The organism is Enterococcus sp. AZ196 (genome assembly GCF_050498845.1).
Taxonomy (GTDB): Bacteria; Bacillota; Bacilli; order Lactobacillales; family Enterococcaceae; genus Enterococcus_A; species Enterococcus_A murrayae.
Window position 1 is genome coordinate 1,821,797 of sequence record NZ_JBIPAM010000001.1, and the last position, 16,576, is coordinate 1,838,372.

Sequence of the window (16,576 nt, forward strand, 5' to 3'; positions counted from 1 at the left end):
CTACCGTTCATTAAGAAATTCGTTTGTCGCGCTAAGCAGCGTAGACAACCATCCGTTTCACTTTTCATTGGTTTTATCAAATATACTTACTGTAAAACACGTGACTGACAAAATCAGAGCGCAAGGACGCCTGCGCTCTGATCGAAATCAACCTTTTGCTTTTTTATAACAGAGACTACCGATCCATTGAACGAGCTGCACAAAAACGATCAGTAGAACCACCGTGCTGTACATGATCGTGTTATCAAAATTTTGATACCCGTACGTGATCGCTACTGCTCCCAAACCGCCAGCACCAACAGTTCCCGCCATTGCCGTGTAACCCAACACGGAGATAATCGCTAAGGTCAAGCTTGAAATCATGCTGGGAAAAGCCTCCACCAGCATCACCTTGAAGATAATCTGCATATGTGTCGCACCGATTGATTTCGCTGCATCCAGAGTATAGGGATTAATCTCTAATAAATTATTTTCAAATAACCGCGCCACATACGGAGTCATTGCAAAGGTCAGAGGAACGATCGCTGCTGAGGTTCCAATCGTTGTCCCTACTAATGAACGAGTAAACGGCATCAAAGCCACCATCAAAATAATAAACGGAAAAGAGCGAATAATATTCACGACAAAATCCAACAAACGATAAACCCTTGCATTGGGCGACAACCCTTTTTTATTAGTAATTACTAAAACAACTGCCAAGGCAAAACCAATGATCGTGGCTATCATTGAAGAAACCAGCACCATGATCAGTGTACTGACTAAATTTGGCAGCAGTACCTGCGTGATCAAGACTGTATTACTCACGACCCTTCACCTCCTGACAAATAAAGTGCCCCTGCTCTGCAAGTGTCAGTAATTTCTCAATATCCTCTTTAGGTACTGATACTATCAGTGTTGTTAGGGTCTCCTCTTTAAATTGTTCAGTAGTTGCCTTCAGTAAATGCGGTGCTGCTACTCCCGCTTGCCGCAACATAGCCAAGAGATCCTCTTCCAGATGAGTGACTATTTTTACCAAACAATGATTCGCCTTCAGTTCGCCAAAATCTGTCTGCTGTTCTCCAGTGATCGTCTGCAATACTTCAGAATTATTGAGAAAAACCTGCTGAACAGTGTCTTCTTCTACGATTTTCCCCTTTTGTAAAATGGCCACACGATCACAGATCTTTTTCACCACCTCCATTTGATGGGTCACAACTACGATCGTCAGCCCCATTTTGCGGTTCAACTTCAGCAGCAGCTCCAAAATACCGTTAGTGATGTTGGGGTCTAGTGCCGAAGTTGCTTCATCACAAAGAAGAACCTCAGGATTCATGGTCAAAGCTCTGGCAATCGCCGCACGCTGCTTCTGTCCGCCAGACAGCTGTCGCGGCTTCATGTGCGCCTTGTCCGCGATTCCGACCTCTGCTAATAGCTCTTCTACCCGCTCCTTAATGGCCTCTTTAGAATAGCCGCTGCATTCTAGCGGCAGCGCAACATTCTTATAAATCGTTTTTTGTTCAATCAACGAATTTCCCTGAAAGATCATTCCGATTTTCTTCTTCATTTCTCGTAATTGCTTTTCTGTTAACTTCTCCAACGCCTGCGTACCGATCCTGATACTGCCCGATTGGCTTTGCTCCAACCCATTGATGCATCGCAGCAACGTTGATTTTCCAGCACCGCTGATCCCTAAGATTCCCATAATAGAGCCGGCGGGGATCGTCAGAGATATATTTTCTAGAATCGTTTGTTTGCCATAGCTTTTATTGATTTGATCGATAACTATCTCCATCTGCTCAACACCTAACGTTTTACGCCCTGATAAGCGCCTCTAAAATAATTATCTCTTTTGCGAACATCATAAAAATCCGGCACATCATCTTCTGCGATTTTTTTGATGATCTTGCGTTTCTTCTCCAATAGCTCCATCGGATTCAATGTTTCCTCTAGTCCTTCGATCACGGTTTCAAATTTCTCAAAAGGAATGCCGACACACAGCTCTTCATCCTTCCATCGTGCAACATACCGAGTACCGGAACACATCATTGAAATATTGATCAGACCGGTCTCATAAGGATAGGAGGTGCCCTCCTGACAGATCGCCTGCATCCCCGTCATCTTGATATTTTTCGCCTGTCCGTTAAAATATGCGTTGCCCTGCAATATCCGCATCGCATTAAACGGCGTCGTGATGATCAGAATGACATCCGGCGCACTTTTCCACGCGTCGATTGGTTCGACCGCAATGCCGTAAGAAGGCTCGCGGCAATAGACCATATCATCCGCAATGCCTTTACTCACCTCAATATCCTTATAAACACCCATTTTGGCATGCTTTTGTCCACTGGCGCTATATTCATCATTCTCGATCAGACCTAAGGCAGCCGCAGATGCGGGGCAGCCAAAATTGTCAATCGACATTTTGACGCTGACACCTTCTGTCGCTTGCTGAACCGCGCGGCAGTATGGAACTAATTTTGTTGTCGCTGGTGCATCATAGGCGTCAAAATCCTGCTGGCTTCGCAAGAAACTGATCCCTACGACTTTACGCGGCATTTCCAATAAATAGCTCAATCGCCGATCCAGCTCTTGAAAATTACTCATAGAAAGTAAACACTCCCTTGAAATGATCGTTGATGCCTTTTTTGCTCTCTTTTGTAGCAAGGGACTGATTGATAGCCTTTGCCCAATCCGTATCTTTGCTCTTGTCTTTTACGATCAAGCTGATAGGGAAATCCTCAGCATGCTGGTCGCGAATCAAATAGTCCTTGTAATCCTCTCCCGAGTTAAACATAAAGGTAAAGAAGCAGGTCGCCGCATCTAAATCTTCTAAGCTGCGCACTGTTTGCGCCTGCTCAATCTCAACAAACTTAAAGTTTTTCGGGTTATCAACGATATCTAAAGCCGTATAACCAGACTTCTTCTCATCATTCAATTTAATCAGGCCCGCATCCTGCATCATCAATAAAGAATTGTCACGGTTCATCGCGTCATTCATAATGGCAATCTGCGCGCCATCCGGCAATTCATCGATCTTATCATGTTTGCTAGAATATAAACCGATCCCCGTGTAATAAACATGAGGCTTCATCATTGCCAAATCGCCGCCCTTTTGTTCATTGAAGGATTTCATGAAAGGCTCGTGCTGTGCAAACGAAGCATCCACATTTCCATCTTGAACAGCTTGCAAGGCTTCTATATTATTTGAAAAGACGACGAATTCTGGGGTATAGCCTTCTGCTTCCATTGATTTTTTCGCAGCTTTTAGTGAGTTCTCAGATATTTGGTTACAGGCAATTTTGATATCCTTCTTCTCTTCTTTTTCCGTTGCAGAGTCTTTTTTCGAGCCACATGCTCCTAAAACAAAAACCGCCGCTAATACTGCTAGACCAATTCTAAACTTTTTCATATTCATTCTCCTCATCGTTTTTTATGTGCTGCAGATACTTCATGTGGTTGAGCGCACAAAAAAGAAACATACAAAGTTGTATGCTCCCCCGATCCATAGAAAATAAACGTAAAATCACGCACTAAAGACAGGAGGGAAATTTTGTTTACTCATTGACTTAGAGACTCTAAGTCCACATCTAACTCAAACTCACAGTTGATAAATAAACAAAACTTCCACCTCCCAAAAATTAAAAGCGTTATCATTAAGAGTATAGCGAAAAGGGAAACACTTCACAATGACTCTTCCAAAAAAAGAAAAAATACTAAAAAAACCGAATTCTCCTGTCAAAATCGGTAAGCATTTCTTTTCCTCTATCAGTCATCTATTGATTGAAAAAAATTTGAAAAAAAACTTTCTTGGAGTTTTTCCAACTATTTCTCTATTCCCTCGAGCAGAATAGTCTCTTTTATAAAGATTGATGAAATATCCATCAAATTTCCTCATCATTAATGTGATTATTTTCACTTTAATCATTAAAGATTAGTTTTTTTATTCGTTCCTCCGCGAGGGCTTCAATCACCTTCAGCTCCTATACAATAGGCTATATTTATATTATAATGGGAGTAATGTTAAAAATTATTTTTGTCGGTAGTGTTTTTTTGTGGGAATTATTTTCAGAAAATTATTTGGAGGGAGATTATGGAATTTCGAACACTGCAAACGTTCCAAGTTGTCGCTGAAGAACTAAACTTTACCAGAGCGGCTATCAAACTGAATTATTCACAGCCTACAGTCACCAAACACATCAGAAGTTTAGAAGAGCATCTAGGAACCAATTTATTAGAGAAACGTAGAGGAAAATATGTATTGACCTACGCAGGAGAGCAGCTATATAAGCGTGCTATCAATATCTTAAAAGAAGTGAATCTCATAGAAGGAATTCCGAGTGAGTACGGGAAGAATCATCTGATTCATCTGCAAGGTCACGATTACTATTGTTTTCGCTATTTTTTACCTGCAATTCGTCAAATAAGCAAGAAGAATCCGACTGTTTCTTTTGAATTGCATGGGTCCAGCAACGAAGAGACGATCAGTCAGCTATTGAAAAATGAGATCGATATAGGAATCATCTCAGGCAACATCGCATCCTCTGATTTACGGTATGAAACGATCGATTATGAAAGCGTTGTCTTATGTATCAACACCAACTATTATCGTCCCAACTTTCAGTTAGAGGATTATTTTGAACGCTATCCGATCGTTGTAGACCAATCCGAATATTATAACTACCATAACTCGTTTAAGCAATCGCTCAACACACCACAGATCATTGATTCTACTAGTGATGAGGTCGTACAAGAGGCTGTCTTACACAACAGTATGCTAGGCATCGTTCGAGTAGGAAGAATCCGCCATTTGATCGACTCAAAACAGATTTCAATCATTAAAGAACTATCCACCAATGAACCGGTGAATGTCGTGATCAATAAAGCAAGCAGCAACCATGAAAGTATTCAATATCTGTATTCTGTTATTCGTCAGCAAAGTCAGATTCACTCAAAGACCGCCAAAGTCCAGTGGATCTAAATTACTAAATAGGATTAAAAAGATTGGGGAATCTTTTTAAAACAAAAAAAAGCCGCTTTGTTGCGAGACAAAGCGGCTACTTTCATGGTTATATAGCCACTTTCTTACTCCCGAAAAAGTGATTGAGTACTCACGATGTTCCTGACTTGGACGTGTTCGTCCTTACAGTTGCGGGTACAGCGTTGGCTTTTCACCAACTTCCATCATAATCTTTACGATTATTTACATACTCAATTGTATTCATCTAGTATCAGTCTAACATAAAAGCGCTTTATTGAGAAGAAGTTAAAGCAGGATTTATCTCCTCTGTAATCAACGAGCAGCCCAATGACGCTTCTAGTAATTTTAATGCCGCATCCTCATATTTGCATGCTAAGACACCTAACGAGGACATAATGTAATCGTGGTCGATCAGGATCTTTGGGATACCTGTCGGCAATAATTTTGCTTCCGACTCTTCTTTTCGTATTTTTTTCAAGATATCTGGACCATTATCCAAGCGTGTTAAGGCTCCTCCCGTGCCGATTACATAGCGAATATTTGAGAGATCCTTTCCTTGAGCCAACGTATCTCTTCCAGAAGGGCCATAAACATAACGAATCGCACCGACATGGCGATCAACGGCGGTCATAACAGCGGCTTCAGCCAACCGTTTAACGAAGCTTTTCTCTGCATTATTTTTGGGAATCGAGTGATATTCTTGTCGTAAATTTGCTAGATCATGACCTTCCTTGATCAGCTGCTCTTCCCCTATGATTTCGATGACATGCTCCATATTTACGAACATCCCCAAATCGCCTTCAACCGTCCGTTTCGCCACTGGTTCAGGAGCGACCTGAATCTTTGAAATGGCCTCCGTGCCCTCCGTCACCGAGTAAACATCCGTCGTAGCACCGCCTACATCTACTACTAATACATCACCAATCTTGTCATATAGTAATTGACTGAGGTTCATCACTGCTGCTGGCGTCGGCGTGATTGTTTCATTGACTAAATCATGGATATGCTCCATCCCAGGTGCATGGACGATATGCTTCTCAAAAGCATTTTGAATTACTTTTCGAGTGGGCTCAACGTTTAATTCATCAATTTTTGGAAACACATTTTCGACAATATACACCTCTTGCTGACTGTTTTCAAAAATCAGCTTGATTTCCTCGTCGTTCTCGATATTTCCAGCATAGATTACCGGAATCGACAACCCTAAATCAACGATCCTTTCTGCATTGTCCAGTGCCGTTTCACGTTCGCCATAGTCAACGCCTCCAGCAATCAGAATAATATTGGGAGAGGAATCGGCTATTTTTTTCATATCCGTTCGACGCAGCTTGCCCGCTGTGACCATATGGACGATCGCTCCTGCTCCCAGTGCCGCCTCTTTTGCTGCACGAGCAGTCATGTCGAAAACTAATCCATGAACCGTCATTTTCAATCCGCCAGCCGCACTGGAGGTCGCAAACATTTCATCAAAGGTTAGACTATCGATTGCCAAACGTTCTTGTAAATCGTTGATACTATTTTCTAAACCGATCCGAACATCGCCCTCCAGCACAGTTGTTGCTGCCTGACCTTGTCCTAAGAAGACCGGCTGTTCACTATGGATACCTTGAAAAGCATTGACTACGGTTGTCGTAGAGCCGATTTCTGCTACTAAGATATCAATTTTCATTAGCCTTCTTCTCTTTCCATTTCTCTCCTGCGCTCAACTAACGCCGTTGCAACGTTCGCACCGTTACTTCCGCGGCCAAAGCCGGCATCCATTCCGTTTTGAACAGCGATCTCTGGAATCACTTGAGTACCGCCAGCCATAATCATGACTTTTTCACGAATCCCTTTCTCGATCGCTAACTCATGAATCCGTTTCATGTTGCGATAATGAATATCATCATGACTGATGATCGTTGAAGCCAAGATCGCATCGGCATTTAGTTCAATCGCTGCATCCACTAATTTTTCGACTGGCACACTAGTACCTAAGTAGTGAACTTCCATTCCGTACTTCTCGATTCCACCGTGCTTAATATCGATGATTTCACGCAATCCAACAGAATGCTCGTCCTCTCCTACTGTTCCAGCTACGAGTACCATTTTTTGGCGTTTTACTTCTTCTCGAATCTCATCATCTGAAAGGATTTTGGGCTCCTCAGGAATCGTCAATGTTGATTTATCGATCGTGAATGGCACACGTCCCTTTAGCTCGATCCGTGTTCCTTCGGCAGCCTGCATTACTTCCTTATTGATTACTTCGCAGTCCACCAGTCCCATCTTCTTGCCGATCTCCAGTGCCGCGAATTCAGCTACCCGTTTTGATTCTGGAATCATCATCGTCAGCAGAATAATACCATCGCCCTGCCACTCTGCTTCTGGCTTGATCAGATCATTTTCCCGCAGTTCTTTGTTTTCTTCTAAACGAACATTAACATTATCGTTTTCATCTAGTTCATCAATAAAAATAATCTTCTCTGGTTTTTCAAACGTCGAACCGTCAATTAGCTTGGCCGGCTCATCAACTGCTGTTTCGTCATATTGAGCGACATTATTATAGCCGTAGTGCGCAGTAACCGGCGCCAAATAATCCTCATCTCGTTCGTAAACCGTGTTGTCGCCAACCCCGCCATTGATTTTGCGGGAGATCCCGTCATCGTTTCGCTCTGGGTAATTGCCAGAATCAACGAAAAAGGCATCTTCAACCGCTTGGAAATAGCCGCCGGCTTCAATGATTCCCTCGAAGAACAGGACAGCTCGTTCTTTGATTTCACGTGCGGTTTCACGCAATGGTCCGTCATCAAGCAGCTTCACCATATCGCCAAAACCGTCTAATCCCTGAAATACTTGTTTAGCCGTATCTACAGCTTCAATATTGTAAATATGCCACGGAACATTCCGGCCCTCATCTGGTGTGATGGTGGACTGAATATCAGCGCTGGTCAATTTTGAGATCAGCAAGTTCAAGACATGCGTCACAGTCGCTTCACGGGTAGACGCTTCCATATATTTGGTATTTTGCTGCGCACGCATCCGATAATCGCTGAAGAATTCTCGTAATGCGACAGCATATGGCAAATCTAAATACATCGAAGGCGCAGGCGGTGCTGTCGGCGGTACCGTCGACAAACAAATATCTGCCTTTTCCATCCCTACCTTATGTGAAAAGATCGAATTGATCGCATGCTGAACCATCAATTCAGGCATTACCTTCCAGGCTTCCCGTGCAGTCGCATTGGCGTTATGAGCACCATCTATTTGAGCGATGCCGGCCCAAGCCATTACTTTTTTGGATTCGCAGGCATCCACAAAGGAACGAATCATATTGATATTACGGTATAAGACGTTGTATTGCGGATCTTGGTGAGCCCCGTTTACTCCTTCTTCAGCAAACATTACAGCCACCTCAGGACCAGCGATCCCAGATACATAGCTGTGGTAATTAATTGGACGTCCCACTTCATCCTCAATGGCATCCAACGCTTTTCTTTGTGCCCGCACCTGTTTTCGAGTAATCGGAATGCCGCCGATTCCTTGAGGCGTTCCTTCAATCAATCCTTCAAAATGGGATTGCCCTGCCGTACGAATAACCATTAAATGATCGGCTCCATGCCAAGCAGCCATTCGCATTCTGCGAACATCGTCCTCAAAACGGCCAGAAGCAATTTCCGTAGTAATCGAGGAGGTTCCTTGAGGATCGATATTGTCGAAATACTTCGCTGATGGTAGCGGAACATATTTCTTCAACGATTCTGCCATATCTTGATATTCAAAGCTGTGCATCTTATATCTTGGCACAGGCGTCCGCCACGTCCACCCGCGGCGTCTCGGATGATAATTGGCTAAATCATCCAAGATTTCGTGAATGTCTAATTTTTTATTTTCATCTAGCTTGATTTCTTTTGACATATTAGTTTGCCTCCTTGAAGATACGATCTACTTGATCCCAAAGTTCGCCGTCTGCTAGTTTTAAACCAGCGTCCCGGACGCTCAGTCCATTCTCTTTGGCAATGCGATAGACAATGTGTCCAGCGCCTTTGCCCATTAGTTCATGGGACAACACACGCTTCACGATTTCTGTCGCCTCAATTGAGGAAAAACCCATACGCAGCAAAACAGAGCGCTCAATGGAAGGAGAGGTATATTTTTTCCCCATCTCCAGCATCGGTTCAACCACTTCCTCGGCTAATTGCCAAAAACGGGCCTTCAATTCATCATCACTCAAAGATGCCAAGTGCTTTCTAGCCTCTTCAAACTTCACATTTTCTACTTTATTTTCCACTTCCGTCACCTCTTAGTTCAAATTTTCAATGATTTGTTGTACCTGTTCGACCGAGCCGTTGATCTCTTCGGCTAAATAATTCAGTTCGATCTCTGATAGCGGTTCTGTAGATGCTTTTAAGGCATTTTTTACAAGCGACTGTCTCAAATAGGACAGGTCGATATCATTCACCGAAATCTTATCTGGCGAAGAAGGCAAGACAATGGATTTACCAGGAATTTCCTCTTCTGGATCACCAAAATAGATATCGATCCCATTGTCTCTAGCAAAAGACAATTGCGGCTGAACACTTTTTCCAGCGCCGGTATATTCGGTCTCTTGAACCAAAATGATCTGATCCTCCGGCATTTCCTGAGCCAATACAAAAGCAACAGCCAAAGAAGTATTCCCTGCCGGACCTTTTTCCAGTCCTTCTAAGTTTGCTAAAGCCTCGGTTATGAAGAACACTTCTCCTTGACGAATTTTTACGTAGCGATCCATGTACCGCAATGGTCGTGCCGCCGATCTTGGAACATCCGAACGGTCGGGAGAAGTAGTAAATGGTACACCAAATCCAGTATGACCAGTGGTAAATGATTTGCGATTGAAATCTAAGTCTGAGGCCATGTGCAATCCCTGCAGATCCACACTAGCGCCAACGATTTTCGTTGTAGTATTTCCGGCTTTACGCATGCCTCGCGCAGTTCCTGTCAGATTCCCGCCGCCAGCATTGGTTGCGACAACGACATCCGGCTGCTGCCCCATCTGCTTGAATTGCTGAACAATCTCATAGCCTAAGGTTTCCACACCGGCAATACCGAATGGTGTATACAAGGAGGCATTAAAATACTGAGTCTTCTCGATCAATTTTAGAAATTGATAAAACAGCTCTGGGCCTACCGTTAACTGAACAACTTCTGCTCCTAAGGCCTCACACTTCCGAGCCTTTTCAACAATTTCCGGCTGACCAACACCTTTGGAATCAAAGCATTCTTGAACGACGATACATTTCAATCCTAATTTTGCCGCATGACAAGCGACTGCTGCGCCATAGTTCCCGCTAGTCGCTGTAACTACCCCTTTGTAGCCTAATTTTTTGGCGTGATAAACAGAGATGGCTGCACGTCGATCTTTAAAGCTTCCTGAAGCATTCGCTGCCTCATCCTTCACAAAGATACGAGCACCTTTTCCCTGCGGAGCATATTTTCGTGCAAGTTTGGTCAAGTTCTTTAGTTCAACGACTGGAGTATTACCTACTCCTAATGATCGTTGAATCTCAATCATCTCTTCCATTGAGTACGCGGCTTCTGACATCATTTTCTCGTAATCAAAAGCAATACCCAGCAGCTCAAAATCTTCGTAGTTGATTTTTAAGGAAGCCTCCATCAGTTCTCCGCGTCGTGCCATAACTGCTTGATAACTATCGTCTCTCACTACGCTTCACCTCCGAATAATTCCTGCTGCAGCATTTGATCGATTTCCAAGATTTCTGGCACAAATTTGCCAAAGCTATGGGTGAAAGCTGGTTCGACCTGAACCAGCTTTCCCGCCTCCAAACGACCCGTAATGGTCCTGATCTCAGCCTCTTCACCGATCTCGGCATCTGCTGTTAAAAAACCCTTAACCCACATTTCCAGCGGGACATTCTTCGTACTTTCTGGTACCTGCGGAGCACGTTCATTTGTTGTTAAAACGACCGAATGCACCTGTACCCAGCTTCCTTTTTTCGCCATATCTCATAATCCTTCCTTGTCTCTAAACGATTTTTGCCTCTTCATGGATCTGATCTCTAAAGTCGCCTAAAATGGCATGTGGAATCGGCAGATCGATCATGCTGACTAAGCCTGGACGAGCATTGATCGTTTGCGGGATCATATTGACACACATCGCGATCGTTCCCACACCGCCTTCGATTTCAGGTGAATTCACTAGATTTACCTGCGGGTTGCCGTCAATGATCACATAGTCACCGGTTTTGACTCCTACCTGCTCTGGCTCGATTTGTTGCGGATGATCCATCTCAATCAATTCTTTTCCATCTTTGATGCCGCTCGCCTTCATTGAAACACCTGCAACCGAGCCCGCCTTAGCTTCGCCATACGGAGCTTTACGGTCAACATCGGTAACGATCGCATCCATCGATTGGTTGATGGCATCCAGTTTTACTCCTAAAGCCTCTGCAATCATTGAAATCGATTCTGGGAAACCAACGTGTCCTGCTAGGCTGCCGTCCGCTTTGCCCTGTTCAAATTCTGCTACTGAAATACCGATTCCCTGTTCCTCCATTACGGCCTTGCCGAAAGGTGACAGAGAGTTCACTCGACGAGAGGTGATGTGATGAATGTCTTCGCAGGCACCTGTCATCACCAGCACCAGAACATCCATAATTAATCCTGGATTAATTCCTGTACCGAGGATCGATACGCCATTTTCCTTCGCTAGCTGGTCTAATTTTTCTGCTAGTTCTGGATTTTGAGCTTTTGGAAACGCCATTTCCTCCGCACTAGTGATCACATTAATCTTGTTTTCGACCACTTTCTTGATTTTATCGAAGGCCTTTGCTGTGAAGGAATCCGTACAAATCAGAACGATATCCGCTGCCTTTTCCTTGATGACTTCCTCTGCTGTGCTGATTTTTATATTTTCATTGTTGGGAAATTCTTCTCCCAGTACATCAAAGATTGGTTTTCCAACTTTCTGACCGATATCAATAGCGCCTACGACATCGACACCTGTTTTTTTCATCAGCATTTTTGCCATGCCGCTTCCCATGGCTCCCATTCCCCAAATAATGACTTTTACGTTTTTCAAGTTCGTTCCTCCTAATTATTTTCTACATAGTAATCGTTAAATGATTTATTCAACCGATTTATTCGGTGCCTTCTCTTTTTTCTTCGTATTTGCCCATAAGGTACTTCCGACAAATAATGCAATAAATACAGGTGCTCCCATAGTTAATGCGCCACGCTGCGTCGGATCTAATATCATCCCAGTAGCGACTAAGATACACAGAATGACTAATAATATGGGCACCACCGGAAACAGCGGAATGCGGAATTTCAAATCTGAAATAGTATTGCCGGCTGCTAAAAAGGCTTTTCGATGCTTCAACGCACATAAGCCGGTAATCGAATAAACGACCAATTCTGCTGCCCCAATAAACGAAGTTAGAAACAGATAGACAACGTCTGGTGAGATAAAGCTTGATGCGACTGCAAATACCGTGAATATCATCGTTACGATCAGCGCATTCATTGGTACTTTTCGTTTATTTACTGTCTTAACAAAGCCTGGTGCCTGTTCATAATGCCCCATGGACCATAATGTTCGAACCGCCGCAAATACGTGAGCATTGGCTGAAGATAAGGCTGATGTCACGACAACTAGGTTTATGATCATTTCTGCTGATGAAATCCCTAATTTGCCAAACACATACGCAAACGGACTGCCCATCAAATCTGCTTCGCGCCATGGCAAAACAGCGATCAAGACAAACAAGGTCAAGGCATAGCTGATAATGATACTCAAGGAGCTGATTTTGATGGCCCGCGGCAGGTTCTTCTCAGGATTTTCACTCTCGCCGGCTGCTGTCGCAAACATATCAGCCCCGCTGTATGCAAAAACGGCTGTCATCATCGACATCATTATTGGCTTAAAGCCTGTTGGAAACAGCCCGCCATCATTGGTGTAATTAGCTAAACCAACACCCTTGCCGCCAACACCTAAAATCATTCCCAAACCAACTAATACAAATACGACAATCAAGATTACTTTGATACTGCTGAAGAAGAAGGACGAGGAGCCGTATTCTTCATTTGAACGAGAATTTAAGAAAAATAGCAATAGACCAAACCCGACGATCCAGACCAGCGATGGTACCTGCGGAATAATATTTCCCATAATAATGGCAGAGGCCACGATTTGAGTGGGAACCGTCACTGCTAATTGCAGCCACTTCACCCAGCCAACTGTAAAACCTGCTCCATAGCCTAAAAACTGTGATGCATACGCCTGAACATTTCCTGCCACCGGAATTTGTACGAGCATCTCGCCCATGCTCAACATCATTAAGACCATGATTAGTGCCCCAAATCCATAGGCGATAAAGGTTCCGCCTGGACCAGATTGCTGAACAACATAACCTGTTCCTAAGAATAGCCCTGTTCCAATTGTTCCTCCGACACTCAGCATTGCCACGTGGTGGATCTTCATCCCACGTTTTAACGATCCTGAATCCGTTGCTGGATTCTCCTGCTGTTCCTTGCTTGACATCGTTTTCCCTCCTATTATCGAATAAACTCTTTTTTGACGTATTTACTAGTGAACGTGCTTAAGACTGAACCATAGGACATCGAAAATTCAATTTCATCGCCAACCTGATACTCCTGTTTCGTATGAGTGATATCTAAAAGCAAATGATCGGAGCTTGCGCCTAATAGCTCGATAGCTTTGTCTTTCGGAGCAATATCATCCAGTGCGACATCCTGCTGTCCGATCGCTACGATACATCGCTTCATGTTGCCCTTATCAACGTAATGCGGCTTTTTACCAAAAGCATCCACACCAATCTCGCCAACCGGATAAGAAGGCTTTTCCTTGATCTCGACAATCTCTGCTGCCAAGGTAAAAGCATCCTGATGCATTTGCTCATAATCAGCTCCATAGGCTGTCTCTCTTCCAAGTACAAAGCTTTCACCGATTCTCAAGTTATTGATTCCCTCGGGAAGAATATCTGTTGGTGAATCCAGCAAATACAAAGAACTGGAATTGCCGCCGGAGATCATCTCTAAAGACAGGTCAAAGCGCTGCTTGATTTCATTTTGGATCTCAATCAAATTACCTAAATTTTTCGAGCTGGGAATAATCGCGCCATAGCAGGTTAGATTGACGCCCAAGCCGTAAATTTGGATATTATCCATCTTCAGAACCTCTTGAATGCAGTCATACAGTTCCTCACGTTCAAAAAATCCTTCGCGCAAATCACCCAAATCAACCATCAAGACAATTCGATGCGTCTTCTTTTGCTTCGCGGCCTCCTGATCAAGCTGCCGGATCGTCGTCAGCTCAGAATTAAAACTAATATCCGCATATTGGATTACTTCAGTAACCTCGCTGATCATCGGCAGTCGAATCAGTACTTTTTGTTTTTTTGAGTTCTGATAGCTCATCAAATTCTCAATCCTTGAATCACCAAAATAAGTGATATCAGGGCATTCATCATACAAAGCGATTACCTGCGGATGTGCATTGAATACCTTTGTTACAGCCATGATCGAAAGTGCATGATCCGTTAATTTGGAAGCAATAAATGCAAGATTTTCTCTCAGCTTTGTCCGATCAACAACTATTCTCGGATTTTTCATAGCATTCGTCCTTTCTTTTTTCTAAAGCGCTTACAAAACAAATCATACGTTTTCTTTTAAACAAAAATTTCACGAATAAGCATAGTTACTATTCAAAAAGCGACTATTTTATCGTTTCTGCTCAATCATTTTCTGAGGGATACAAATTGGCATACTAAACATTCGTTTTTAGCATTTATTTTCCTACGGTTATCTGTTATTTTAGATGTGTACGCTTCCATTACTTTTAGAAAGGTCTTGTTGCAATGAAAGTCTATACTCGAAGTGGCGACAAAGGAAAAACCAGCGCTATTGGCCGTCCCCGTCTGATGAAAAATTCTCCACGTATCGAAGCCTATGGAGAAGTAGACGAATTAAACTCACTAATCGGTTTAATCATCAGTCAGCTAGATACAGAGCAGGAGATGTTCAAGAAATTAGCGGATGAACTCGTTGAGATTCAGCACTTATTGTTTGATGTAGGAACGGATCTGGCAAATTTAGAAAAAGATTTCCCCTTGCGTATCACAGCAGATGCGGCAAAATGGTTGGAAAATCAAATCGATTGGTATACTGAAAAGACACCGGCTATCGAGAAATTCATCTTGCCCGGTGGAAATCCCTTAGCATCCTGGCTTCATTACGCTCGAGCCGTCTGCCGGAAAGTCGAGCGCCGGATCGTTACATTGATGGAGCAAGAGGAGATCAATACTCATGCGTACGTCTTTATTAATCGTTTATCCGACTATCTTTTCATGATCGCGCGCTACACCAATACTCAAAAAAGCGAAACTGAGGTATTCTATCGTAATAGTGACCATGTTTTTAAAAATTAAATAGATTTCAATCAAGGATTAGGAAAAAGGTGAAATTCCTTTACAGCCCCTTTCTACTGTAAATGCTTTACGCAAAGTCAGACACTAATCTTGGTTGAGAAGAACAAGCAATATCAGGGTCGTTTGCTTCAAGCTTTTTTAGACGCCTTTTATTTCAGGGCGTCTTTTTTATTAATCCACAACAAAAGAGGAGAATCTCACATGAAGAAAAAAATTTTAGTCTTTACACTACTAGCGAGCCTATTGGCATTTAGCGGCTGCACAACAAAGGAAGCAGATTCAACTGATAAATCAACGACCAAGGAAGAAGTATCCAGCAGTAAAAAAGCCGAAGTGACATCCACGATTACTCTATTAGATGGAGACAAAGAGCTGTCGAAAAAAGAAATAGCTTTTAAGGATGGGGAAAAGTTATTTGATGTACTCGAGAAGAATTATGAGATTGAGGATGATGACGGAATGATCAGCTCGATCGACGGTCACGCCCAAGACGAAAAAAATAAAAAGTATTGGGTATTCACGATTAACGATGAGCAAGTAAATTCTGGCGCAAAAGATGTTGTGTTGAAGGATGGGGATCGTGTGGTGTTCAAGCTTGAACAATTCTAATAGCAAGGTCTATTCTATCTTTACACTAGGAGTCAAAGAATTGAGCCTGCTGTCAATGATGATCGCACTGTGCGTCGTCAGCCGTTCCTTTTTTCAATTTATTGTAAATGTTCAGCCCGTTACAGCAATATTGTTGATCATTACGATCTATTGGGGCGTTTATCAAGGATTGATCGTCAGTGTTCTCTCCATTCTAATCACCAATTTTTATATGGGTATGGGAATATGGACTGTTGCGCAAATTGTCACTTATTTTTTGATCATCTTTTTGACAGGCCTATTGAAGAAGCTGCCTGCATTCAAGAATAGCATCCTTGTACAAGCAATCTACGCAGGAATAACCGGTCTATTATTTGGTTTGTTTATTTCTGCTATTCAGGCGCCCTTTTTTGGCATCTCTGCTTTCTTGCCCTATTATCTAGCAGGCGTTCCCACGGACGTCATGCATGCGGTGGGGAATGTTGCGTTCTATTTATTGCTAACGCCGATTTTAAGAAAATTATTGACGCAAACGATACAAAGATGGCGAAGGGCAAGTAGTAAGTAACAGATAAAGAAAAACACAAAAGCACCGGCTCTTTTGAAA

General features: G+C 43.0%; 16 protein-coding genes and 2 riboswitches. Of the genes, 4 read left to right on the top strand and 12 right to left on the bottom strand.

Going from position 1 to position 16,576, the window contains the following annotated elements; genetic code table 11:
- Positions 1–147: 147 nt before the first annotated feature.
- The 4 genes from IGI67_RS08910 to IGI67_RS08925 are packed head-to-tail and all read right to left on the bottom strand — an operon-like array spanning position 148 to position 3,388.
- A complete protein-coding gene (locus tag IGI67_RS08910; RefSeq protein WP_429957454.1) occupies positions 148–804 on the bottom strand; it encodes a methionine ABC transporter permease in 657 nt (218 codons plus the stop codon).
- Positions 797–1,771 carry a methionine ABC transporter ATP-binding protein gene (locus tag IGI67_RS08915; RefSeq protein WP_429957455.1) on the bottom strand — a complete coding sequence of 325 codons (975 nt, stop codon included), beginning with the start codon at positions 1,769–1,771 and terminating at the stop codon, positions 797–799. Before IGI67_RS08915 ends, IGI67_RS08910 begins: the two co-directional genes overlap by 8 nt.
- Positions 1,772–1,782: 11 nt before the next feature.
- Entirely contained in the window at positions 1,783–2,583 is an 801-nt protein-coding gene (locus IGI67_RS08920) for a DUF169 domain-containing protein (protein WP_429957456.1), read from the bottom strand.
- The gene (locus IGI67_RS08925) at positions 2,576–3,388 is read right to left on the bottom strand and encodes a MetQ/NlpA family ABC transporter substrate-binding protein (RefSeq protein ID WP_429957457.1); all 813 of its coding nucleotides are present in this window, start codon (positions 3,386–3,388) and stop codon (positions 2,576–2,578) included. The genes IGI67_RS08920 and IGI67_RS08925 overlap by 8 nt, the downstream gene beginning before the upstream one ends.
- A 681-nt stretch (positions 3,389–4,069) precedes the next feature.
- On the opposite strand from IGI67_RS08925, the gene IGI67_RS08930 reads away from it, so the two are divergent.
- Complete coding sequence (locus IGI67_RS08930; protein ID WP_207110135.1) at positions 4,070–4,957, top strand: LysR family transcriptional regulator; 888 nt, start codon at positions 4,070–4,072, stop codon at positions 4,955–4,957.
- A gap of 115 nt (positions 4,958–5,072) precedes the next feature.
- Positions 5,073–5,199: riboswitch (cobalamin riboswitch) on the bottom strand.
- A 29-nt stretch (positions 5,200–5,228) separates the two neighbouring features.
- On the opposite strand, the gene IGI67_RS08935 is transcribed toward IGI67_RS08930, so the two are convergent.
- From IGI67_RS08935 to orr, 8 genes are read right to left on the bottom strand one after another with little or no spacing between them, the layout of a single operon-like run.
- A complete protein-coding gene (locus tag IGI67_RS08935) occupies positions 5,229–6,626 on the bottom strand; it encodes a GlmL-related ornithine degradation protein (protein ID WP_429957458.1) in 1,398 nt (465 codons plus the stop codon).
- On the bottom strand, positions 6,626–8,851 hold the full coding sequence (oraE, locus tag IGI67_RS08940) for a D-ornithine 4,5-aminomutase subunit OraE (RefSeq protein ID WP_207110137.1): 2,226 nt from the start codon (positions 8,849–8,851) through the stop codon (positions 6,626–6,628). Before oraE ends, IGI67_RS08935 begins: the two co-directional genes overlap by 1 nt.
- A gap of 1 nt (position 8,852) precedes the next feature.
- Positions 8,853–9,224: a D-ornithine 4,5-aminomutase subunit OraS gene (locus tag IGI67_RS08945; RefSeq protein ID WP_207110138.1), complete on the bottom strand. Its 372-nt coding sequence runs from the start codon at positions 9,222–9,224 to the stop codon at positions 8,853–8,855.
- Positions 9,225–9,236: 12 nt separating this feature from the next.
- Positions 9,237–10,637, bottom strand: coding sequence for a 2-amino-4-oxopentanoate thiolase subunit OrtB (ortB, locus tag IGI67_RS08950; protein WP_207110139.1), 1,401 nt, complete (start codon positions 10,635–10,637; stop codon positions 9,237–9,239).
- Complete coding sequence (gene ortA, locus IGI67_RS08955) at positions 10,637–10,936, bottom strand: 2-amino-4-oxopentanoate thiolase subunit OrtA (protein WP_429957459.1); 300 nt, start codon at positions 10,934–10,936, stop codon at positions 10,637–10,639. The genes ortB and ortA overlap by 1 nt, the downstream gene beginning before the upstream one ends.
- Positions 10,937–10,958: 22 nt before the next feature.
- Positions 10,959–12,014: a 2,4-diaminopentanoate dehydrogenase gene (gene ord, locus IGI67_RS08960; RefSeq protein ID WP_207110141.1), complete on the bottom strand. Its 1,056-nt coding sequence runs from the start codon at positions 12,012–12,014 to the stop codon at positions 10,959–10,961.
- A gap of 45 nt (positions 12,015–12,059) precedes the next feature.
- The gene (locus IGI67_RS08965) at positions 12,060–13,475 is read right to left on the bottom strand and encodes an amino acid permease (RefSeq protein ID WP_207110142.1); all 1,416 of its coding nucleotides are present in this window, start codon (positions 13,473–13,475) and stop codon (positions 12,060–12,062) included.
- A 14-nt stretch (positions 13,476–13,489) separates the two neighbouring features.
- On the bottom strand, positions 13,490–14,566 hold the full coding sequence (gene orr / locus IGI67_RS08970) for an ornithine racemase Orr (RefSeq protein WP_429957460.1): 1,077 nt from the start codon (positions 14,564–14,566) through the stop codon (positions 13,490–13,492).
- 245 nt (positions 14,567–14,811) lie between these two features.
- Between orr and IGI67_RS08975 the strand changes: the two genes are divergently transcribed.
- From IGI67_RS08975 to IGI67_RS08985, 3 genes are all read left to right on the top strand, one after another.
- Positions 14,812–15,381, top strand: coding sequence for a cob(I)yrinic acid a,c-diamide adenosyltransferase (locus IGI67_RS08975; RefSeq protein WP_207110144.1), 570 nt, complete (start codon positions 14,812–14,814; stop codon positions 15,379–15,381).
- Positions 15,349–15,488: riboswitch (cobalamin riboswitch) on the top strand. It overlaps the preceding gene by 33 nt.
- A gap of 94 nt (positions 15,489–15,582) precedes the next feature.
- Complete coding sequence (locus IGI67_RS08980; RefSeq protein WP_429957461.1) at positions 15,583–15,990, top strand: DUF4430 domain-containing protein; 408 nt, start codon at positions 15,583–15,585, stop codon at positions 15,988–15,990.
- On the top strand, positions 15,953–16,537 hold the full coding sequence (locus tag IGI67_RS08985; protein ID WP_429957462.1) for an ECF transporter S component: 585 nt from the start codon (positions 15,953–15,955) through the stop codon (positions 16,535–16,537). The genes IGI67_RS08980 and IGI67_RS08985 overlap by 38 nt, the downstream gene beginning before the upstream one ends.
- Positions 16,538–16,576 lie beyond the last annotated feature (39 nt).

Bases quoted from the DNA above. Each gene is read 5' to 3' on its own strand.
- IGI67_RS08915 (WP_429957455.1), bottom strand. From the start codon at position 1,771: ATGGAGATAGTTATCGATCAAATCAATAAAAGCTATGGCAAACAAACG.
- IGI67_RS08920 (WP_429957456.1), bottom strand. From the start codon at position 2,583: ATGAGTAATTTTCAAGAGCTGGATCGGCGATTGAGCTATTTATTGGAA.
- IGI67_RS08925 (WP_429957457.1), bottom strand. From the start codon at position 3,388: ATGAAAAAGTTTAGAATTGGTCTAGCAGTATTAGCGGCGGTTTTTGTT.
- IGI67_RS08930 (WP_207110135.1), top strand. From the start codon at position 4,070: ATGGAATTTCGAACACTGCAAACGTTCCAAGTTGTCGCTGAAGAACTA.
- IGI67_RS08935 (WP_429957458.1), bottom strand. From the start codon at position 6,626: ATGAAAATTGATATCTTAGTAGCAGAAATCGGCTCTACGACAACCGTA.
- oraE (WP_207110137.1), bottom strand. From the start codon at position 8,851: ATGTCAAAAGAAATCAAGCTAGATGAAAATAAAAAATTAGACATTCAC.
- ortA (WP_429957459.1), bottom strand. From the start codon at position 10,936: ATGGCGAAAAAAGGAAGCTGGGTACAGGTGCATTCGGTCGTTTTAACA.
- IGI67_RS08965 (WP_207110142.1), bottom strand. From the start codon at position 13,475: ATGTCAAGCAAGGAACAGCAGGAGAATCCAGCAACGGATTCAGGATCG.
- orr (WP_429957460.1), bottom strand. From the start codon at position 14,566: ATGAAAAATCCGAGAATAGTTGTTGATCGGACAAAGCTGAGAGAAAAT.
- IGI67_RS08975 (WP_207110144.1), top strand. From the start codon at position 14,812: ATGAAAGTCTATACTCGAAGTGGCGACAAAGGAAAAACCAGCGCTATT.
- IGI67_RS08980 (WP_429957461.1), top strand. From the start codon at position 15,583: ATGAAGAAAAAAATTTTAGTCTTTACACTACTAGCGAGCCTATTGGCA.
- IGI67_RS08985 (WP_429957462.1), top strand. From the start codon at position 15,953: ATGGGGATCGTGTGGTGTTCAAGCTTGAACAATTCTAATAGCAAGGTC.